The 19211-nt window shown below is 73.6% G+C and carries 18 protein-coding genes; 15 read left to right on the top strand and 3 right to left on the bottom strand.

The window, feature by feature from the left end; translation table 11 throughout:
* Positions 1–3: 3 nt before the first annotated feature.
* Positions 4–369, bottom strand: coding sequence for a hypothetical protein (locus J2X36_RS03020; protein ID WP_310346014.1), 366 nt, complete (start codon positions 367–369; stop codon positions 4–6).
* Between the two features lie 471 nt (positions 370–840).
* On the opposite strand from J2X36_RS03020, the gene J2X36_RS03015 reads away from it, so the two are divergent.
* The 11 genes from J2X36_RS03015 to efeB all read left to right on the top strand — a co-directional run bounded on the left by J2X36_RS03015 (position 841) and on the right by efeB (position 14740).
* Positions 841–930 carry a K(+)-transporting ATPase subunit F gene (locus J2X36_RS03015; protein ID WP_017484418.1) on the top strand — a complete coding sequence of 30 codons (90 nt, stop codon included), beginning with the start codon at positions 841–843 and terminating at the stop codon, positions 928–930.
* A gap of 21 nt (positions 931–951) precedes the next feature.
* Positions 952–2667 (top strand): potassium-transporting ATPase subunit KdpA, encoded by a 1716-nt coding sequence (kdpA, locus tag J2X36_RS03010; protein ID WP_310346001.1) that lies wholly within the window; start codon positions 952–954, stop codon positions 2665–2667.
* Between the two features lie 2 nt (positions 2668–2669).
* Positions 2670–2819 (top strand): hypothetical protein, encoded by a 150-nt coding sequence (locus tag J2X36_RS03005; protein WP_310345998.1) that lies wholly within the window; start codon positions 2670–2672, stop codon positions 2817–2819.
* 54 nt (positions 2820–2873) lie between these two features.
* Positions 2874–4979 carry a potassium-transporting ATPase subunit KdpB gene (kdpB, locus tag J2X36_RS03000; protein ID WP_310345996.1) on the top strand — a complete coding sequence of 702 codons (2106 nt, stop codon included), beginning with the start codon at positions 2874–2876 and terminating at the stop codon, positions 4977–4979.
* A gap of 52 nt (positions 4980–5031) precedes the next feature.
* The gene (locus J2X36_RS02995; RefSeq protein WP_310345993.1) at positions 5032–5637 is read left to right on the top strand and encodes a K(+)-transporting ATPase subunit C; all 606 of its coding nucleotides are present in this window, start codon (positions 5032–5034) and stop codon (positions 5635–5637) included.
* Between the two features lie 21 nt (positions 5638–5658).
* On the top strand, positions 5659–8373 hold the full coding sequence (locus tag J2X36_RS02990) for a sensor histidine kinase KdpD (RefSeq protein ID WP_310345990.1): 2715 nt from the start codon (positions 5659–5661) through the stop codon (positions 8371–8373).
* Positions 8370–9116, top strand: coding sequence for a response regulator transcription factor (locus J2X36_RS02985; RefSeq protein ID WP_310345987.1), 747 nt, complete (start codon positions 8370–8372; stop codon positions 9114–9116). The genes J2X36_RS02990 and J2X36_RS02985 overlap by 4 nt, the downstream gene beginning before the upstream one ends.
* The gene (locus J2X36_RS02980; protein WP_310345985.1) at positions 9116–9598 is read left to right on the top strand and encodes a PTS sugar transporter subunit IIA; all 483 of its coding nucleotides are present in this window, start codon (positions 9116–9118) and stop codon (positions 9596–9598) included. The genes J2X36_RS02985 and J2X36_RS02980 overlap by 1 nt, the downstream gene beginning before the upstream one ends.
* A gap of 265 nt (positions 9599–9863) precedes the next feature.
* Positions 9864–12071, top strand: coding sequence for an EAL domain-containing protein (locus tag J2X36_RS02975; protein ID WP_310345983.1), 2208 nt, complete (start codon positions 9864–9866; stop codon positions 12069–12071).
* 340 nt (positions 12072–12411) lie between these two features.
* On the top strand, positions 12412–13347 hold the full coding sequence (efeO, locus tag J2X36_RS02970) for an iron uptake system protein EfeO (protein ID WP_310345981.1): 936 nt from the start codon (positions 12412–12414) through the stop codon (positions 13345–13347).
* Positions 13348–13456: 109 nt separating this feature from the next.
* Positions 13457–14740 (top strand): iron uptake transporter deferrochelatase/peroxidase subunit, encoded by a 1284-nt coding sequence (efeB, locus tag J2X36_RS02965; RefSeq protein WP_310345980.1) that lies wholly within the window; start codon positions 13457–13459, stop codon positions 14738–14740.
* Between the two features lie 67 nt (positions 14741–14807).
* On the opposite strand, the gene J2X36_RS02960 is transcribed toward efeB, so the two are convergent.
* A complete protein-coding gene (locus J2X36_RS02960) occupies positions 14808–15284 on the bottom strand; it encodes an SRPBCC family protein (protein WP_132251301.1) in 477 nt (158 codons plus the stop codon).
* Between the two features lie 154 nt (positions 15285–15438).
* On the opposite strand from J2X36_RS02960, the gene J2X36_RS02955 reads away from it, so the two are divergent.
* Complete coding sequence (locus J2X36_RS02955) at positions 15439–15909, top strand: MarR family transcriptional regulator (protein ID WP_310345976.1); 471 nt, start codon at positions 15439–15441, stop codon at positions 15907–15909.
* A 71-nt stretch (positions 15910–15980) separates the two neighbouring features.
* Positions 15981–16424, top strand: coding sequence for a group 1 truncated hemoglobin (locus J2X36_RS02950; RefSeq protein ID WP_132251305.1), 444 nt, complete (start codon positions 15981–15983; stop codon positions 16422–16424).
* A 202-nt stretch (positions 16425–16626) separates the two neighbouring features.
* On the opposite strand, the gene J2X36_RS02945 is transcribed toward J2X36_RS02950, so the two are convergent.
* Positions 16627–17715 carry a calcium-binding protein gene (locus J2X36_RS02945; RefSeq protein WP_310345971.1) on the bottom strand — a complete coding sequence of 363 codons (1089 nt, stop codon included), beginning with the start codon at positions 17713–17715 and terminating at the stop codon, positions 16627–16629.
* 477 nt (positions 17716–18192) lie between these two features.
* On the opposite strand from J2X36_RS02945, the gene J2X36_RS02940 reads away from it, so the two are divergent.
* Both J2X36_RS02940 and J2X36_RS02935 read left to right on the top strand, forming a co-directional pair.
* The gene (locus J2X36_RS02940) at positions 18193–18336 is read left to right on the top strand and encodes a hypothetical protein (protein ID WP_310345967.1); all 144 of its coding nucleotides are present in this window, start codon (positions 18193–18195) and stop codon (positions 18334–18336) included.
* Positions 18337–18367: 31 nt separating this feature from the next.
* On the top strand, positions 18368–19171 hold the full coding sequence (locus tag J2X36_RS02935) for a TSUP family transporter (RefSeq protein WP_310345964.1): 804 nt from the start codon (positions 18368–18370) through the stop codon (positions 19169–19171).
* Positions 19172–19211: the final 40 nt, after the last annotated feature.

The raw sequence follows: 19211 nt of genomic DNA, 5'->3' as shown, positions 1-19211 counted from the left end.
CGGTCAGAGGGTGGGCGGACCTCGCGGGCTGACGGACGGGTCGGGCGGCGCGCGCGCGCGGATCAGGTCGTCGGCGCGCCAGGGGGCCGGGGCCGCAATGCCGGGCGACCATAGCACCGCCGCGAAGGCGGAGGCCGCCGGCGGCAGAAGCTCCGCTGCCTGGGCGAGGGTGCAGCAGGCGTGCGGGTGGCAGAGCGCGGCCCCGCCCTCGGGCGAGCCCGAGCCGTCATGCGCGCAGATCGCATCGGTGAGCGCGGCGGGGGGGAGGGGGGCGAGCCCGCCCAGGAAGGCCTGCAGCAGCAGCGCGTAGAGCGCGATCACCCCGATGATCGCGCGACCCCGAGCCGTCAGAGGCAGGTTCCCACGCATGTCCCGTTCTTAGGGAGCCGGCCTCCGGCCCGTCAACGCGAGGGCGGAAACCGGCATGTCGATAACCGGCCCGCGCCCGGCAAAGGCTTGAGCCTGTTGCACAAAAGCCCGCCCGGATCGGTCCGGTGCCGTACGCGCCCGCCCGCCCGCACCCCGCCGGTTGCGTTGCCGCGCGGCGGCGGGCTTCCCGAATCGGGGCCGGGACATAAGGCGGCGCCGCGCGGGAGGCCGCGATCCGGCCGATCCTCATGCGATCCTTATAAGAACGCCCCCCTCTCCCTCTCGAACCCTAACGCGGTTCGCCTCCACTATCCCGGCAGGCCGAGGCCGCCGGCGCGTGGCCCGGTCGACCCGGCGGACCGGACACGGGACGCACCATGCTCGACATCGTCTTCATCGCCGGCGGCCTCGCCTTCTTCGCCCTCGCCGCCGGCTACGCCTCGCTCTGCGAGCGCCTCTGAGGCCCCCTCCATGACCCTCGATCTCGCCCTCGGCGCCCTCGTGACGGCCGGGCTCCTCGTCTACCTCACCTACGCCCTCGTCCGCCCCGAGCGGTTCTGAGCGGCCGGACGGATCTCCCCCATGACCCTCAATGGCTGGATGCAGATCGCGCTCTACGGCGCGGTCGTGCTGGCGCTCGTGAAGCCGCTCGGTCTGTACATGACCCGCGTCTTCAGCGGCGAGCGCACCTTGCTCTCGCCCCTGCTCGCCCCCGTCGAGCGCGGGCTCTACCGCGCCTCGGGCATCGACTCCGCCCAGGAGCAGACCTGGCTCGGCTACGCGGGCGCGATGATCGTCTTCAACCTCCTCGGCTTCGGGCTGCTCTACGCCCTCCTGCGCCTGCAGGCGGTGCTGCCGCTCAACCCGGCCGATCAGGCGGCGGTGGCGCCGGACCTCGCCTTCAACACCGCCACGAGCTTCGTCACCAACACCAACTGGCAATCCTACGGCGGCGAGACCACGCTCTCGTACCTGTCGCAGATGCTGGGGCTGACCCACCAGAACTTCGTCTCGGCGGCGTCGGGCATCGCGGTCGCGGTGGCGCTGATCCGCGGCTTCTCGCGCGCCTCGTCGCGCACGCTCGGCTCGTTCTGGGTCGATCTGACCCGCGCGACCCTCTACGTCCTGCTGCCGGCCTGCATGGTCCTCACCCTGGTCCTGGTCTCGCAGGGGATGCCGCAGACGCTTCAGCCGTCCGTCGAGGCGATCACGCTGGAAGGCGCCCGGCAGACCATCGCGGTCGGCCCCGTGGCGAGCCAGGTCGCGATCAAGATGCTCGGCACCAACGGCGGCGGCTTCTTCAACGCCAACGCCGCGCACCCGTTCGAGAACCCGACGGCGCTCTCGAACCTCCTGCAGATGGTCGCGATCTTCGCCATCGGCGCCGCGCTCACCAACGTGTTCGGCCGCATGGTCGGGGACGAGCGCCAGGGCTGGGCGATCCTCGCCGCCATGGGCGTGCTGTTCGTCGCCGGCGTCGCCGTCACCTACTGGGCCGAGGCGAATGCCCACGGCGTCCTCGCGCAGCTCGGCCTGACCGGGGGCAACATGGAGGGCAAGGAGGTCCGCTTCGGCATCGCCGCCTCCGCGCTCTTTGCGGTGATCACCACGGCCGCCTCCTGCGGCGCGGTGAACGCCATGCACGATTCCTTCACGGCGCTCGGCGGCCTCGTGCCGCTCCTCAACATGCAGCTCGGCGAGGTCATCGTCGGCGGCGTCGGAGCCGGCCTCTACGGCATGCTGGTCTTCGTCGTGGTCGCGATCTTCGTCGCCGGCCTGATGGTCGGGCGCACCCCGGAATATCTCGGCAAGAAGATCGAGGCGCGCGAGGTGAAGATGGCCATGCTCGGCATCCTCTGCCTGCCGCTGATGATGCTGGGCTTCACCGCGCTCGCCACCGTGCTGCCGGCGGGCCTCGCCGGGCCCGCGAATGCCGGCCCGCACGGCTTCTCGGAGATCCTCTACGCCTACAGCTCGGCCGCCGCCAACAACGGCTCGGCCTTCGGCGGCCTCACCGCGAACACGCCGTTCTACAACGCCACGCTCGCCGTCGCGATGCTGGTCGGGCGCTTCTTCGTGAAGATCCCGGTGCTCGCCATCGCCGGCTCGCTCGCGCGGAAGCCGACGCTGCCCGCCTCCGCCGGCACCTTCCCGACCCATGACGGCCTGTTCGTGGGCCTCCTCGTCGGCGTGGTCCTCATCATCGGGGGGCTGACCTTCTTCCCGTCGCTGGCGCTCGGCCCCCTCGTCGAGCATTTCGCGGGCGCGGCGGGCCAGACCTTCGCGGCGGGCGGCTGAGCATGCGCCACGCCGTTCATCCCCGCCGTCCCGGGCTGCCGCAGCGCCCGCGCCTGCGCCGGGCGCCGCCCGCGCGCCTCTCCGACCTGATCCTGGCCTTCGCCCTGATGGCCGCGGCCGCCGCCCTGACAAGCCGCGCGCCGACGCCCTGACACCCGACGGCCCGGCCCCGGCCCCGGGTCTCCCACCCCACCGGACATCGAACCATGTCGCGTCAGACCCGATCCCTGTTCAGCGCCGCCCTTCTCGGGCCGGCCCTCCTCGGCTCCGTCCGGAAGCTCGATCCGCGCAGCCTGATCCGCAACCCGGTCCTGTTCGTCGTCGAGGTCGTGGCGGCGCTGACCACCGTCCTGTTCGCCCGCGACCTGATCGCGGGCGGGGCCGACCTCGCGTTCTCCGGCCAGATCATCCTCTGGCTCTGGTTCACCCTGCTCTTCGCCAATTTCGCCGAGGCGCTGGCGGAGGGCCGCGGCAAGGCCCAGGCGGAGGCGCTGCGCCGCACGCGGACCGAGATGACGGCCAAGCGCCTCACGGGCCGGGATCCGGGCCCTTCCGGCCGCGCCTACGAGACCGTCCCGGGCACGAGCCTGCGGGTCGGCGACGTGGTGCTGGTCGAGGCCGGCGACCTGATCCCCTCCGACGGCGAGGTGATCGCGGGCGTCGCCTCCGTCAACGAGGCGGCCATCACCGGCGAATCCGCCCCCGTCATCCGGGAATCGGGCGGCGACCGCTCGGCCGTGACCGGCGGCACGCAGGTGCTCTCGGACGAGATCCGGGTGCGGATCACGGCCGCCCCCGGCTCGACCTTCGTCGACCGCATGATCGCGCTCGTCGAGGGCGCCTCCCGCCAGAAGACCCCGAACGAGATCGCGCTCAACATCCTGCTCGCCGGGCTCACCCTGGTGTTCGTCTTCGCGGTGGCCTCGATCCCGAGCTTCGCGAGCTACGCCGGCGGGGCGATCCCGGTCATCCTCCTCGTCGCGCTGTTCGTGACGCTCATCCCCACCACGATCGGCGCGCTGCTCTCGGCCATCGGCATCGCCGGCATGGACCGCCTCGTGCGCTTCAACGTGCTCGCGATGTCGGGCCGCGCGGTCGAGGCGGCGGGCGACGTCGACACGCTGCTCCTCGACAAGACGGGCACGATCACGCTCGGCAACCGGCAGGCGACCGAGTTCCGCCCCGTGCGCGGCGTCCCGGAGCAGGAGCTGGCCGATGCCGCGCAGCTCGCCTCGCTCGCCGACGAGACGCCGGAGGGCCGCTCCATCGTCGTGCTCGCCAAGGAGGCCTACGGCCTGCGCGCCCGCGACATGGCCGGGCTGAACGCCACCTTCGTGCCCTTCAGCGCCCAGTCGCGGATGTCGGGCGTCGACCTCGACGGGTCCTCGATCCGCAAGGGCGCGGTCGAGGCCGTCATCGCCTCCGTGACGGGCTGGCCCGCCGCCACGCGCGGCTCGGGCGCGGCGCTCGCCTACCGCCCGGCCGCCGAGCCCGAGGCGTCGGGCGAGATCCGGGCCATCGCGGAGGCGATCGCCAGGGCCGGCGGCACGCCGCTGGCGGTGGCCCGGGACGGCCGCCTGCTCGGCGTGGTCCATCTCAAGGACATCGTGAAGGGCGGCATCCGGGAGCGCTTCGCGGAATTGCGCCTCATGGGCATCCGCACCGTCATGATCACGGGCGACAATCCCGTCACGGCCGCGGCCATCGCGGCGGAGGCGGGCGTCGACGACTTCCTCGCCCAGGCTACCCCGGAGGACAAGCTCGCCCTGATCCGCGGCGAGCAGGCCCAGGGCAAGCTCGTCGCCATGTGCGGCGACGGCACCAACGACGCGCCGGCGCTCGCCCAGGCCGATGTGGGCGTCGCCATGAACACGGGCACCGTGGCCGCGCGCGAGGCCGGCAACATGGTCGACCTCGATTCCGACCCGACGAAGCTCATCGAGATCGTCGGCATCGGCAAGCAGCTCCTGATGACCCGCGGGGCGCTGACGACCTTCTCGATCGCCAACGACGTGGCGAAGTACTTCGCGGTCCTTCCGGCGATGTTCCTGACGCTCTACCCGCAGCTCCAGGCGCTCAACGTCATGGGGCTCGCCTCGCCCCAGAGCGCGATCCTGTCGGCCGTCATCTTCAACGCGCTGATCATCGTGGCGCTGATCCCGCTGGCGCTCCGGGGCGTGGCCTACCGCGCGGTGGGCGCGGCCGCGCTCCTGCGGCGCAACCTCCTGATCTACGGCCTCGGCGGCGTCCTCGCGCCCTTCGCCGGCATCAAGCTCATCGACATGGCCCTCACCGCCCTGCACCTCGCCTGAGACCCGCCCGAGCATCCCCGTCCCGAGCATTCCCGTCATGAGGAGACCCGCCATGCCGAGCCAGTTCCGCCCCGCCCTCGTCCTGCTCGTCGCCCTGACGGCGCTCACGGGCCTCGCCTACCCCCTCGCCATGACCGGCCTCGCCGGGGCGATCTTTCCGGCCCGAGCCGCCGGCAGCCTGATCGAGCGCGACGGCAGGATCGTCGGCTCGCGCCTGATCGGGCAGGCCTTCACGGGCGCCGGCTATTTCCACGGCCGCCCCTCCGCCACGACGGCGCCCGACCCGGCCGATGCGGGCCGGACCGTCCCGTCCCCCTACAACGCGGCGAATTCCGCGGGCTCGAATCTCGGTCCGACGAGCGCGTCCCTCGCCGAGCGGGTGAAGGCGGACCTCGCGGCGCTGGGAGCCGAGAATCCGGGCCGGCCGATCCCTGTCGACCTCGTGACCACGAGCGGCTCGGGGCTCGACCCCGACATCTCGCCGGACGCCGCCCTGTTCCAGGTCCCCCGCGTCGCGCGGGCCCGCAACCTGCCCGAGGACAGGCTCCGCGCGCTGGTGGCCGGTCAGGTCGAGGGCCGCACCCTCGGCCTCCTCGGCGAGCCGCGCGTCAACGTGCTCGCGCTCAACCTCGCCCTCGACGATCTCGCCGGCCGCTGACCGCTTCGGTTAGGATCCGGCATGCCCGAGCCCGGCCGCGACCCGACCCGCCCCTCGCCCGACGCGCTGCTCGAAGCGGCGCGCCGGGAGGAGCGGCGGCGCGGCCGGCTCAAGGTCTTCCTCGGCGCGGCGCCGGGCGTGGGCAAGACCTACGAGATGCTGACGGTCGGCCGCGCCAGGCTGAAGGCCGGCACCGACGTCGTCGTCGGCGTGGTCGAGACGCACGGCCGGGCCGAGACCGAGGCGCTGCTCGAGGGCTTTACGGTGATCCCGAGGGCCTGCGTGCCCTATCACGGCGCGGTGCTGGAGGAGATGGACCTCGACGCCCTGCTGGCCCGCCGGCCGCGGCTCGCCCTCGTCGACGAGCTCGCCCACACCAATGCCCCGGGCTCGCGCCACCCCAAGCGCTACCAGGACGTGGAGGAACTGCTCGACGCCGGCATCGACGTGCTGACCACGCTCAACATCCAGCACGTCGAGAGCCTCAACGACGTCGTCGCCTCGATCACCCGGATCCGGGTGCGCGAGACGGTGCCGGACGGGGTCCTCGACCGGGCCGACGACATCGAGGTGGTGGACCTCAACCCCGACGACCTGATCCAGCGCCTGAAGGACGGCAAGGTCTACGTGCCCGAGAACGCGGAGCGGGCGCTCGAGCACTACTTCTCCCGCGGCAACCTGACGGCGCTGCGCGAACTCGCCCTGCGCCGCACCGCCGACCGGGTCGACGACGAACTCCTCAGCCACATGCGGGCGAACGCGATCGCCGGCCCCTGGGCGGCCGGCGAGCGGGTGCTCGTCTGCGTCAGCGAGGACCCGCGCGCGGGCGGCCTCGTGCGCTACGCCAAGCGGCTGGCCGACCGCCTGCACGCCCCCTGGACGGCGCTCTCGATCGAGGGCGCGCGCGCCGCCTCCTTCAGCGAGGCGGAGCGCGACCGCCTCGCCGAGGCGCTGCGGCTCGCCGACCGGCTCGGGGGCGACGCCGTCACCCTGCCGGGCGGCCGGCGCATCGCCGACGACATCCTGGCCTATGCCCGCTCGGCCAACGTCAACCACATCGTGGTCGGCAAGGCGACGCGCTCCTGGGCGTTCGAGCTCGTCAACGGCTCGGTGGTGCACGACCTCGTGCGCCGGAGCGGGAGCATCAGCGTCCACGTGGTGGCGGGCGAGGCGGCCCCGGCCGAGAGCCTCCCGCGCCGCGCGGTCGCCACGGCGAGCCCCGCCCCGTTCGACGCGGGACCCTACGGCCTCGCGCTCATCGCGACCGCGACGGGGCTCGGGGCGGCCCTCCTGGCGGCCCCCTATGCCGGCATCGAGAATGCCGACCTGTTCCTGCTCACCGCCGTCGTGGCGGTCGCGGTCCGCTGGGGCCTCGGGCCCTCGCTCGCCGCCGTCGTGGCCGCCTCGCTCTCCTACAACTTCTTCTTCCTGCCGCCCGTCTACACCTTCACGATCGCCGACCCGACCAACATCGCCGCCTTCCTGCTCTTCACCCTCGTGGCCGTGCTGGTCTCGAACCTCGCCGCCCGCTCGCGGCGGACGGCTCTGATCAGCCAGTCCCGCGCGCGCTCCACCGAGCGGCTCTACGGCTTCTCCCGCAAGCTGTCCGGCTGCGGCTCCCTCGACGACGTGCTCTGGGCGACCTCCGCCCAGGTCGCCGCCATGCTGAAGGTCCGGGTCGTGCTCCTGCTGCCGGAGGGACCGGCCGTCACGGTGCGGGCCGGCTACCCGCCCGAGGACCGGCTCGACGCGGCCGACCTCGCCGCGGCCCAATGGGCCTTCGACAACGACCGCCCGGCCGGGCGCGGCGCCGACACGCTGCCCGGCGCCCGGCGCCTGTTCCTCCCCCTGCGCACGGGCCGCGGCACGCTCGGCGTGATCGGCCTCGACGCGGACGGGACCGGCCCGATCCTCACGCCCGAGGGGCGGCGCCTGCTCGACGCGCTCTCCGACCAGGGCGCCCTCGCGATCGAGCGGGTCCGCCTCGTGGAGGATCTCGACCGGGCCGAGCGCGCCGCCGAGACCGACCGCCTGGCCCGTGCCCTCCTCACCTCGATCAGCCACGACCTGCGCACGCCGCTGGCCTCGGTGCTCGGCGCGGCCACCACCCTGCGCGACCTCGACGCGGCGCTGCCGCCGGACGCCCAGGCCGAGCTTCTGGCGACCATCATCGCGGAATCGGAGCGGCTGAACCGCTTCATCGCCAACCTCCTCGACATGACCCGCCTGGAGGCCGGGGCAGTGGCGCCGAACCTCGCGCTCCAGGACGTGGCCGAGACGGTCGACACGGCGCTGCGCCGCGTGGAAAGAGTGCTGGCCGGCCACCGCCTCGCCGTCGAGGTCGCACCCGGCCTGCCGACGCTCCGGCTCGATCCCGTCCTGGTCGAGCAGGTCCTCGTCAACCTCCTCGACAACGCCGCCAAATACGCGCCGGAGGGCTCGACCGTGACGGTGCGCGCCCAGGCCGAGGGAGGCCGCGTGCGCATCGAGATCCTGGACGAGGGCGAGGGCCTGCCGGACGAGGATGTCGAGCGGGTCTTCGACAAGTTCTACCGCGCCCGCAAGGGCGACCGCGTCCGGGCCGGGACGGGGCTCGGACTCGCCATCGCCCGCGGCTTCGTGGAGGCGATGGGCGGGGCCCTGACCGCCGCCAACCGCCGCGACCGGAGCGGCGCCGTCTTCGCCGTGAGCCTGCCGGTGCCGGGCCGGACCGCGCCGAGGGACATCGCCGCATGAGACCGTCCATCCTCGTCATCGAGGACGATCCGCCGATCCGCAAGCTCCTGCGGATGGGGCTCGCCACGCAGGGCTACGCCATCCTGGAGGCGCCGGACGGCCGGAGCGCCCTCGACCTCCTGGCGCGGGAGAGCGTGGAACTCGTCATCCTCGATCTCGGCCTGCCGGACATGCGCGGGCACGACCTCCTCCGCGCGATCCGGGCGAGCCATCCGGGACTTCCGGTGGTGGTCCTGTCGAGCCGCGACGACGAGCCCGGCAAGGTCGAGGCGCTCGACCACGGCGCGGACGATTACGTCACCAAGCCCTTCGGCATGGCCGAATTGCTGGCGCGCCTGCGCGCGGCCCTGCGCCACCAGCTCGCCGCGCAGGGGGAGCGCCCGGTCTTCGGGGTCGACCGCCTCAGCGTCGACCTCGTCCGGCGCATCGTGCGGGTCGACGGCGCCGAGGTGAAGCTGACGCCGCGCGAGTACGACTTCCTGCGGGTGCTCGTCCTGAACGCCGGCAAGGTGATGACCCACGCGCAGCTGATGCACGCGGTCTCGACCTCCTCCGACCCGCAATACCTGCGCGTCTACATGCGCCAGCTCCGGCAGAAGCTGGAGGCCGACCCGGAGCGCCCGCGCATCCTGCTCACCGAGACCGGGATCGGCTACCGCCTGCGGGCGCCCGACGACGAGCCGGCGCACGGGCCGCGCGCGCCCGGCGAGGCCGCGCCGCCGCCCGCGGAGAGCGGCGCCTGATGGCGGGCGAGCCACCGGTGCCGTCCGACGCGACGAGTCTCGGCCGCATCCTCGCGCCGGACGGCGTGCTGCACGGGCTGCGCGCGGCGGGCAAGGCCGCCCTCCTCGGCGACCTCGCGCGGCGCGCCGCGCGGGCCCTCCCGATCGACGGGGCCGAACTCCTCGCCGCCCTCCTGCGGCGCGAGGATCTCGGCTCGACGGGCGTCGGCGACGGGGTGGCGCTGCCCCATGCGCGCCTGGAGGCGCTCGCGCGGCCCTTTGCCATCCTGGCGCGCCTGCGCGAGCCGATCGCCTTCGACGCGATCGACGAGGCTCCGGTCGACCTCGTCTGCCTGCTGCTGCTGCCGGCGGATGCGGGCGGCGAGCACCCGAACGCGCTGGCCTGCATCGCGCGCCGGCTGCGCGAGCCCGGCATCGCCGCCGCCCTGCGCGGCGCGCGCGACGCGGCCTCCCTCCGGGCCGCGCTGTGCGGCCGGCCCTGAGCGGGACCGCGGATCGCCGATCCCCGGCCTCGGCCCCGGTTCGGCCCGCCGGCCGGGCACCCTGGACAGCATTTCGAACGGGCCGGCAGCGCATCGCCGCGGCCGATCCTGCGTATTCCGATCAGATCCGGCCGCCGGGTGCAGTCGGACGCAAGCATTTGGATGCCTGAGACGGTCGATCAACTGGCAGCATTAACGGTTCCCTAGTTCCTCCCCGCGGAAGATCACGGCCGCTCGCGGGTCCGCGGCCGGGAAGACGTTTGAGATGCAGGGAACATCGATCGAAACGGCGGAGCACCCCGCATTCGAGGCGGAGCGTGCCCGCCTCGCCTCGCTGGCGCGCTGCCGGATCGCCGGCACGCCTCCGGAGGCCGCCTTCGACCGCCTCGCCGATCTCGCCGCCGACCTGTTCGGGACGCCGCTCTGCGCGATCTCGTTCCTCGACGCCGAGCACCAATGGGTGAAGGCCGGCATCGGCTTCGGCGGGCTCGCCGACTTTCCCAGGGCGGACGGGCTCTGCGCCACCGCGCTCGCGGGCGAGGGCGTGCTCGTCGTGCCCGACGCCGCTGCCGACCCGCGCTTCCGCGACCTTCCGGCGGTGCGCGGCCCCCTCGGCATCCGCTTCTACGCCGGCGTCCCCCTGGTGACGCGCCGCGGCCACCGCCTCGGCGTGCTCTGCGTCGCCGACCGGGTGCCGCGCCGCGCGCCGAGCGCGAAGGCCCGCGCCCGCCTCGCCCGGATCGGCAGCCTCGTCATGGAGGCGGTGGCCCAGCGTGGCCGGACGATGGCGCGGCGGGACGCGAACGGCTTCGTCGCCGCCACGGCCTGGGCGCTCATCACCACGGACGGGGCCGGGACGATCACCTTCGCCAACGCCGCCTGCGAGCGGCTTCTCGGCTACGGCCCGGGCGAACTCCTCGGGCGGGATGTCGGGATCATCGTGCCGGTGCGCCTGCGCGGCCACCATGCGGCGGGGCTCAAGGGCGTCGCCTCCGGGCGCGCCCCGCGGCTCGACGGCAAGACCGTCGAGGTGACGGCCCTCTGCCGGGACGGGAGCGAGATCCCGGTCGAGCTGTCGCTGACCCTCTGGGGCTCGGGCGAGACGCTCGGCGTCGGCGCCGTGCTGCGCGACATCTCCGAGCGCCGCCGCCGCGACGCCCGCCTCCTGCGCCTCGCCCACCAGGACCCGCGCACCGGCCTGCCGAACCGGGCCCGCCTCACCGACGACCTCGCCGCCCACCTCGCCGAGGGCCGCCCGGCCACCCTGCTCGCCATCGCCGTCGAGGGCCTGCGCGGCATCGGCGACGGGTTCGGCCAAGCGGTCGGCGACGCGCTGGTCGAGGCCCTGGTGGTGCGCCTCACCGGCCGGCTCCCGGCCGAGGCGCTGCTCGCCCGGACCGGCGAGGACGAGCTCGCCGTGCTGCTGCCCGGGCAGGACGACGCGGCCGCCGCGCGCGCGCTCGCCGAGGGCCTGATCCCCGCCGTCACGGACCCGCTCAGCCTCGGCGAGCACGTGCTGCATGTCGGCGCCCGCGTCGCCCTCGCCCACGCCCCCGCCCACGGCACCGACGCGGAGGAGCTGATGGCGAGCCTCGACCTCGCCCTCGACGGGGCGCGGCGGGAGCCGGCCGGCCGCGTCCGCGCCTACGAACCGGCGATGCGCGAGCGGGCCGCCGAGCGGCGCGCCCTCCAGGACGCCCTGCGCGGCGCGCTCCTCGCCGGGGAGATCGTGCTCGCCTACCAGCCGCAGATCGACCTCGCCACGGGCGCGATCCGCGGCGTCGAGGCGCTGATCCGCTGGCAGCACCCGGAGCGGGGCCTGCTGCCGCCCGCCGATTTCCTGCCGGCGATCGAGTCGAGCGCACTCGCCCTGCGCTTCGGCTGGTGGACCATCGACGAGGCCTGCCGGCAGGCGGCCGCGTGGCGCGCGGCCGGCCTGCCGGACGTCACGGTGGCCGTGAACCTGTTCTCGGAGCAGGTCCGGGCCGGAACCCTGGCCGACGTGGTGCTCGAGGCCCTGGCCCGGCACGGCCTGCCCCCCGCGGCCCTCGAGATCGAGCTGACGGAGGTGATCGCGCTCCTCGACGACGCGGGCACCCGCGCGGCCCTGAGCCGCCTGCACGCGCACGGGGTCGGCATCGCCCTCGACGATTTCGGCACGGGCTACGCCTCGCTCTCGACCCTCAAGCTCTTCCCCCTCACCAAGCTCAAGATCGACCGCGGCTTCGTGCGCGACATCCTGGCCGACCCGCACGACGCGGCGATCGTGCGGGCGGTGCTGGAGATCGGCCGCGGCCTCGACCTCGCCGTCGTCGCCGAGGGGATCGAGACCCCGGAGCAGGAGGCCGCCCTCGTCGGCATGGGCTGCACCTGCGGGCAGGGCTACCTCTACGGCCGGGCGGTCGGGGCCGAGGAGATCGCCCGCCGCCTCGCCCGGCCCGGCGCCCTCCGCCCGCAGACCCGCGTCGCCTGAGGCCCGCCGCGCCCGAATCCCGTGCGAAGGCGCGCGGATCGCCGCGGGCGCGTTGAGAGATTCCCGCTCCGATTGTATGGGCGGAGCCGGCCCGCCCTCCCGATTCCGGGCCCGGACGGTCGGCCCGCCATGTTCTCGCCCCGCTTGTTCTCACCCCGGTTGCTCTCACCCCGCTTGCCCACACCCTCCTTGCCCGCGCCGCGCGTGCTCGCGAGCACGGACGCCGGTCCGCCTCCCGCGCCAGAAGCCGGCCCGCGCCCCTCCAGGCCGGCCTGACCCCGGGCGGCCGCGCGAGGCGCGTCCCGGCAACCTGCCCTTCGACACGAGCCGCCCAGTGCCCATGCCCGGCGACAGGCCAGAGGATCAGCCCCGACCGGGCTCGTTTGCCCCCGGGCGGGCGTGTCCCCAACAGCGGACATTTCTCCAAGAGCGGGCGCCGCCCCGAGGGCGGGCCCGCGCCCTGCGCGCCGGCACGATCCTGGCCGTCCTCCTGGCCCTCGCGGGCGCCCGGGCCGACGCATCGCCCGCGCCCGCCGACCTCTCGGGCGCGGTCTCGGCCTATCGGCGCTACGTGCTCGCCCAGGCCGACGAGTTCCTCGCCCGCACGGTGCGCCTCGCGGACGCGGTCAAGGCAGGGCGGCTGGCCGAGGCGCAGGGCCTCTACGCGCCGGCCCGCCAGCCCTACGAGCGGATCGAGCCCGTCGCCCTGATGGTGCCCGAGCTCGCCCGCAGCCTGGACATGCGCGCCGACGCCTTCGAGCTGAAGGACCGCGACCCCGCCTTCATCGGCTTCCACCGGCTGGAGCGCGGGCTCTTCCTCGACCGCAGCACCGCCGGCCTGAACCCGGTCGCCGAGCGCCTCGTGGCCGATGCCGCGGAGCTGCGCGAGCGCGTCGCCGACCTCGCGATCCCGCCCGTGCGCATGGTCGGCGGGGCGGCGACGCTGATCGAGGAGATCGCCGCCACCAAGATCAGCGGCGAGGAGGAGCGCTACAGCCGCACCGACCTGTTCGATCTCGCCGGGAACCTGGAGGGCGCGCAGGCCATCTTCGCCCTGCTGCGCCCGCACCTCGCCGGGCGCGACCCCGCCTTCGTCGACCGGGCCGAGCGCGCCTTCAGCCGGATCGCGGGCCAGCTCGCCCGCCACCGGACGCCGGAGGGCGGCTTCGTCAGCTTCGACCGCCTGACCGACCGGGACCGGAACGCGCTCAAGGGTCCGGTGACGGTGCTGGCCGAGGAATTGGCGACCCTGCGCGGGCGCCTGGGGCTCGATTGATGGCGGGCCTGCCCATCCCCGCACCCGTCCGCATCGCGGCAGGCGGAGAGGCGCCACCTCTCCCGTCCGGGAGAGGTCGAACCAGGACCGCGCGAACCGGAGACGAGACATGAGCGGGCAGGGAAGGGGCGGGTCCGGCCCGTCGCGGCGCGGGCTCATCGGGGCGCTCGGCGCGGCGGGCGCGCTGGCGCTGCCGGCGCGGGCGAGCGAGGGCCTGCCGCCGCAAGCCCCCCGCGGCGAGACGATGCCGGACGCGCGCAGCGACGGCACCCGCGACGCGCAGGCCTTCTACGGCTCCCATCAGGCCGGCATCGTCACGCCCCAGCCCGCGAGCGTGCTCTACGCCGCCTTCGACGTGCTGGCCGAGAACCGGGGCGAGCTCGCCCGCCTCCTCCAGATCCTCACCGAGCGCCTCGCCTTCCTGACCAAGGGCGGCCCGGTCCCCGAGATCGACCCGCGCCTGCCGGCCCCGGATTCGGGCCTGCTCGGCCCCGTCGTCTTCCCCGACAACCTGACGGCCACGCTCTCGGTCGGCGCCAGCCTGTTCGATTACCGCTTCGGCCTCGCGCGGCTCCGGCCCCGCCGCCTCGGCCAGATGGAGCGCTTCCCCAACGACGCCCTCGACGCCAGCCAGTGCCACGGCGACCTGATGCTGCAGCTCTGCGCCAACACCGCCGAGACCAACATCCACGCCCTGCGCGACGTGCTCAAGCACCTGCCGGGCCTCGCCACGGTGCGCTGGAAGATCGAGGGCTTCCTGCCCCCGCACGTGGTCAAGTCGATGGGCGCCGACACGGTGCGCAACCTGCTCGGCTTCAAGGACGGCACGGCCAACCTCGACGCCCGCAATTCCGAGTTGATGGACCGCTACGTCTGGGTGCGGGCAGGGGGGCCGGAGCCGGCCTGGGCGGCGGGCGGCAGCTACCAGGTGGTACGGGTGATCCGCACCCTCGTCGAGCGCTGGGACCGCACGCCCCTGCGCGAGCAGGAGGCGATCATCGGCCGCCACAAGGCGAGCGGCGCCCCACTGGGCCGCACCGACGAGCGGGCCGCGCCCGATTACGAGGCGGACCCCGACGGCGCCCGCATCGCGCTCGCCGCCCATATCCGCCGGGCGAACCCCCGCAGCGCCGAGACCCGGGCGAGCCTGATCCTGCGGCGCAGCTACAATTATTCCCGCGGCCTCACCCCGGCGGGCCAGCTCGACATGGGCCTCCTCTTCGCCTGCTATCAGGCGGACCTGACCGCGGGCTTCCTCGCGATCCAGACCCGCCTCAGCGGCGAGCAGCTGGAGGAGTACATCCGCCCGATCGGCGGCGGCTACTTCTTCGCGCTGCCCGGCGTGCCGGAACCCGGCGGCTGGCTCGGGCAGGGCCTGCTGGAGGGGGCCTGAGGGGGCCGCCCAAGAGACGCCAGGAATGCCCCGCGGAGGGCGCAGGCCCCCCGCGGGACGGGAGGGCCTACTTCGCCTTCTCGGAGATGCCCTTGAAGCCGGCCTCGTAGATGCCGCCGATGATCTCCTGGGCCTTGGCGTCCGGGGCGCCCTTGGCCTGGAACGAGCCCGTCCAAGTCAGCTTCGAGCCCGAGCCCTCCGGGGCGACGCTGAGGGTCGACCGGTAGCCGGAGACGGGCAGGGGGCTCTCCACGATGGTGTAGGTGTAGGCCATGCCCGTGTCGTCGCGGGACTGCTCCTCCTCGACGATGGTGCCGCCGCCCTTCAGGCTGAGGGTGCGCACCTTCTTGCCGCCCGTCTCGGAGAGGGCGCATTTCTCCACCGCCGGATGCCAGTCGCCGATGCCGCAGAACTGGCCGATCGTCTTCCAGACGGTGGCGGGCGGCGCGGCGACGGTCGCGGTCTTGGTCACGTCGAGCGCCAGGGCCGGCGTGGCGGACAGGGCCGCGACGGCAACCGTCGCGAGCAGGAACTTCCTCGTCATCGTGTTTCCTCTCCTCTGGCGGACCCTTGCGTCAGGTCTCGCTCGCTGCGCACGAGGCCGGGCCGGTGGATCATCATGCCGTGAGCGGATGACCCGGCCGGTTGACAGCGTCGTTCACGCGTGGATCGTTAATGTCTGAAGGGAATGCCGGTCAATGGCGACGTCGATCAAGCACGGGATATTGAGGCTGGACGACCAGCTCTGCTTCGCCCTCTACGCCGCGACGAACGCGGTGGTGCGCGCCTACCGGCCGCTGCTCGCCGAAGTCGGGCTCACCTACCCGCAATATCTCGTGATGCTGGCCCTCTGGCAGGACGGCGTGACCCCGGTCCACGAGCTCGCCGCGCGGCTTCAGCTCGGGCCGAGCGCGATCACGCCGCTGGTCGACCGGCTCGAGGCGGCCGGCCTCGTCACCCGGGCCCGCGCCGCGGACCGGCGCCTCGTCCTCGTCGCGCTGACGGAGGCCGGGCGCGCGCTGGAGGACAGGGCCGCCACCGTGCAGGGGGCCGTGGTCTGCCGCACCGGCCTCGCCGAGGGGGACCTCGCCGCCCTGCGGCAGGAGCTGAAGGATCTCACCGACCGCATCGCCGCCTCGGGCGCGGTGCCCCGGAACGAGCCGCCCTGACGGCTCGTCGCGGCCCGCAACGACGGCCCGCGCGACAGGTCCGCCAACGGACCGAACAGGAGGAGACGACCATGACCGAGGTGATCACCGACATCCCGGAGCAGCTGACGGGCGGCGTGCCCCGGGAGGCCAGCCTCTACGAGCGGCTCGGCGGGGTCTACGGCATCGCCGCCGCCGTCGACAACCTCGTCGACCGGCTCTACGTGAACGGCGCGGCCAATGCCAACCCGAAGGTGGCCGAGTTCCACGCCCAGAACGGGCATGCCGGCTTCAAGTTCCTGGTCACGGCCTGGAGCGTGGAGCAGACCGGCGGGCCGAAATGCTACCCCGGCCGGGACATGCGCGAGAGCCACGCCCACCTGACCGTGAGCCCCCGCGAGTTCGACATCGTCGCGACCGAGATCCGGACCTCGCTCTACCAGCTGAACGTCCCCGACCGCGAGTTCAACGAGTTCATGGACATCATCGAGAGCTACCGCTCGATGGTGGTCCACCCGAGCCACCAGGGCGCCTGAGGCCGGGCGCCGGGATGGGGGGTTGTCGGCGGGGGGGGGCGCCCCGGCCGAGTGCCTGGCCTACCCTGCCGCTGCCGGCCGCGCGGCAACCCGGTCGGGTTGCCGCCTCAGCCGTGTCAGCCCCGCAGCCGGGAGGCTGCGGGGCTTCGCGGGAGCTTCCCGTCTTTGCGGAGGTTCAGCCGGGACGGCTGCTCGCCCGATCCTAGTGGAAGAAGGTGCCGTCGCTCACCGGGGTGCGACCCTCGACGGCCCCGTATTCCAGGTAATGCCCGAGCTGGTTGATGCCGGCTGCGGCCACATCCTGGTTCGCCGCGAGGTAGCCGCGGGTGTCGAACTCGGCCGAGGGATCGCGGCCCTCCTTCCAGCCATAGGTCAGGTAGTGCTCCAGCGGATTGATGCCGGCCGCCCTCACGTCGGCATAGGCGTTGAGATACCCTTCCGTGTCGAAGAACGCGTTCGGATCGCGCCCTTCCTTCCAGCCGAACGTGGCGAAATGCGCCTCCGCATCGAGACCCGACGCCGCCACGTCCGGGTTGTGGCTGAGATAGAACAGGTCGTCCACGAGCGCGTTGCCGTCGCCTTGCACGACGGTGCGATCGGCGAACTCGAACACCTCAACGGTCTTCACGGTGTCCGTGCCGCTCGACCCGCCGACGACGGCGAGGGTGCCCCGCGCATCGATCGTTGCGCTGGCGAGGGTGAAGTCGAACACGGCGGTGTCGCGTCCGGGACCGCCATCGAGGAGGTCGTCCCCGGCGCCGCCGGTCATCCGATCGTCGCCGAAATCGCCGAACAGCGTGTCATTGCCGGCGCGGCCCAGGAGCGTGTCGTTCCCGAGGTCGCCGTCGACGAGGTCGTTGCCGGCACCGCCATCGACGAGGTCGTCGTCGTCGCCGCCCGCCACGAAGTCGTTCCCGTCCTCGCCGAAGACCTGATCGCGACCCGCTTCGCCGACGAGGAAGTCACGGCCGGTCCCGCCGTAGAGGATGTCGTCACCGGGATTGCCCGCGGCGTAGTCGTCGCCCGTCTGGCCGTAGATCGTGTCGTTGCCGGTCTCGCCGATGATCTGATCGTTGCCGTCCCGACCATAGATCGTATCGTCGCCTGGCCCGCCCGCGATGTAATCGAGGTCGTTCCCGCCGGTGATCGTGTCGTTTCCACCCTGACCGTCGATCCGGTTGAAGCCGCCCGGATCCGTGATCGTGTCGTTGCCCAGAAGACCGAGGATGATGTCGTCGTCGTTGGTGCCGGTGAGCGTGTTGGGACCGTCCGTGCCCGAGATCGTCGCCATGTGAGCGTCTCCCTAAGCTGCGCATCTCGCATTCAGCCGATGTGCCAACCGGGCGCGCAGGGGAACGTATCCTTAACAAGGATTAAACCGTGAACTTTTCTGAAGCCGATCGCCAAGCTTGAAGCCCGGGACTACACCTGTGCTGAGGCAATTCTGCATTCGCACGCGGCACTCGGCCGCAGGGAGTGGATTTCTACTTGGATGAGCCGACGAGGCCCGGCCCCGAGCCGGGGCGGCCTCACCTGTCCCGGCGGCGTGCGGCGGCCAAGCTGAAGCCGGAGGCTTTCGGCGGCCCCGTGCCGGGGCGCGCCGGCCTCGACGGCAGGGACCCATAGGGCCGCCTCTTTTCAAGCCGGGCGATTGCTCCTACGGCATCTCCCTCCACGGCCGCCCGCCGCACCGGACGAGGCCGGGTCTCGCGCCCGCGCTCCGCTCCCGCACCTCGCCCTCCTCAGCCTCCGCATGATCCGGTTCGTGATGCAGTCCTGGCCCCTCATCGAGACGCCGATCCCCGGCCCTTGGCGCTCCCGCACCGTCCTGACCCACGACCGCACCGCCCGGACCCGCGGCCGCACCGCCCCGGCGGGCCGCCCCCCGGCGGCGCGCGCCGGGGGCGCCTGAGCGTGCGGGCCGGGCGGGGGGAGGGGGCGTCGTGATCGGGGGCGTCGAGTGGGACTTGATCGCCGGCCTCTTCGCGGTCGCGGTCGCGGCGGGCTGCGTCGACGCGATCGCGGGCGGGGGCGGGCTCATCACCATGCCGGCGCTGATCCTGTCGGGGCTCGATCCGGTCAGCGCCATCGCGACGAACAAGCTGCAGAGCAGCGCCGGCTCCGGCTCGGCGACCCTCGCCTTCGCCCGGCGCGGCCTGATCGACTGGCCGCGGGCGTGGCCGATCGCCGTGATGGCGGGCGGGGCCTCGATCCTCGGCGCCCTCTGCGTCAGCCTCCTGCCCCGCGCCGTGCTCGATGCCGCGGTGCCCGTGCTGCTGATCGGGATGGCCCTCTACTTCGCCACCGCCAAGCGCATGTCGAGCGAGGACGCCACCGCCCGGCTGACGCCCGCGGCCTTCGCGCTCAGCCTCGCGCCCGCGGTCGGCTTCTACGACGGCGTGTTCGGGCCGGGGGCGGGGGCCTTCTACATGGTCGGCTTCGTCACGCTCCTCGGCCTCGGCGTGGTGCGCGCCACCGCCCACACCAAGCTCGCCAACGCCGCGAGCAACCTCGGCAGCCTCGCCCTGTTCGCCGCCTCCGGCCACGTGGTCTGGTCCATCGGCCTCGCCATGGCGGCGGGCGCCTTCCTCGGCGCGCAGGTCGGCTCGATGCTGGCGGTACGCCTCGGCGCCCGGCTGATCCGCCCGCTCCTCGTCACCATCGCCTGCGCGATGGCGCTGCGGCTCCTCTCGGACCCGGCAAACCCCCTGCGGCAGGCCGTGCTCGGCCTGCTCGCGCCGGGCTGAGGGGATGATCGCGATCTACGCGCGGGGGCCGCGAAACGCG

Source organism: Methylobacterium sp. BE186 (assembly GCF_031457035.1).
Lineage (GTDB): Bacteria > Pseudomonadota > Alphaproteobacteria > Rhizobiales > Beijerinckiaceae > Methylobacterium > Methylobacterium segetis.
This window is presented reverse-complemented; position numbering and strand designations above follow the sequence as displayed.

What these genes read in the sequence shown, in the direction of transcription:
- J2X36_RS03020 (WP_310346014.1), bottom strand. Translation starts at nt 369, where the DNA reads ATGCGTGGGAACCTGCCTCTGACGGCTCGGGGTCGCGCGATCATCGGG.
- J2X36_RS03015 (WP_017484418.1), top strand. Translation starts at nt 841, where the DNA reads ATGACCCTCGATCTCGCCCTCGGCGCCCTCGTGACGGCCGGGCTCCTC.
- kdpA (WP_310346001.1), top strand. Translation starts at nt 952, where the DNA reads ATGACCCTCAATGGCTGGATGCAGATCGCGCTCTACGGCGCGGTCGTG.
- J2X36_RS03005 (WP_310345998.1), top strand. Translation starts at nt 2,670, where the DNA reads ATGCGCCACGCCGTTCATCCCCGCCGTCCCGGGCTGCCGCAGCGCCCG.
- kdpB (WP_310345996.1), top strand. Translation starts at nt 2,874, where the DNA reads ATGTCGCGTCAGACCCGATCCCTGTTCAGCGCCGCCCTTCTCGGGCCG.
- J2X36_RS02995 (WP_310345993.1), top strand. Translation starts at nt 5,032, where the DNA reads ATGCCGAGCCAGTTCCGCCCCGCCCTCGTCCTGCTCGTCGCCCTGACG.
- J2X36_RS02990 (WP_310345990.1), top strand. Translation starts at nt 5,659, where the DNA reads ATGCCCGAGCCCGGCCGCGACCCGACCCGCCCCTCGCCCGACGCGCTG.
- J2X36_RS02985 (WP_310345987.1), top strand. Translation starts at nt 8,370, where the DNA reads ATGAGACCGTCCATCCTCGTCATCGAGGACGATCCGCCGATCCGCAAG.
- J2X36_RS02980 (WP_310345985.1), top strand. Translation starts at nt 9,116, where the DNA reads ATGGCGGGCGAGCCACCGGTGCCGTCCGACGCGACGAGTCTCGGCCGC.
- J2X36_RS02975 (WP_310345983.1), top strand. Translation starts at nt 9,864, where the DNA reads ATGCAGGGAACATCGATCGAAACGGCGGAGCACCCCGCATTCGAGGCG.
- efeO (WP_310345981.1), top strand. Translation starts at nt 12,412, where the DNA reads ATGCCCGGCGACAGGCCAGAGGATCAGCCCCGACCGGGCTCGTTTGCC.
- efeB (WP_310345980.1), top strand. Translation starts at nt 13,457, where the DNA reads ATGAGCGGGCAGGGAAGGGGCGGGTCCGGCCCGTCGCGGCGCGGGCTC.
- J2X36_RS02960 (WP_132251301.1), bottom strand. Translation starts at nt 15,284, where the DNA reads ATGACGAGGAAGTTCCTGCTCGCGACGGTTGCCGTCGCGGCCCTGTCC.
- J2X36_RS02955 (WP_310345976.1), top strand. Translation starts at nt 15,439, where the DNA reads ATGGCGACGTCGATCAAGCACGGGATATTGAGGCTGGACGACCAGCTC.
- J2X36_RS02950 (WP_132251305.1), top strand. Translation starts at nt 15,981, where the DNA reads ATGACCGAGGTGATCACCGACATCCCGGAGCAGCTGACGGGCGGCGTG.
- J2X36_RS02945 (WP_310345971.1), bottom strand. Translation starts at nt 17,715, where the DNA reads ATGGCGACGATCTCGGGCACGGACGGTCCCAACACGCTCACCGGCACC.
- J2X36_RS02940 (WP_310345967.1), top strand. Translation starts at nt 18,193, where the DNA reads ATGCAGTCCTGGCCCCTCATCGAGACGCCGATCCCCGGCCCTTGGCGC.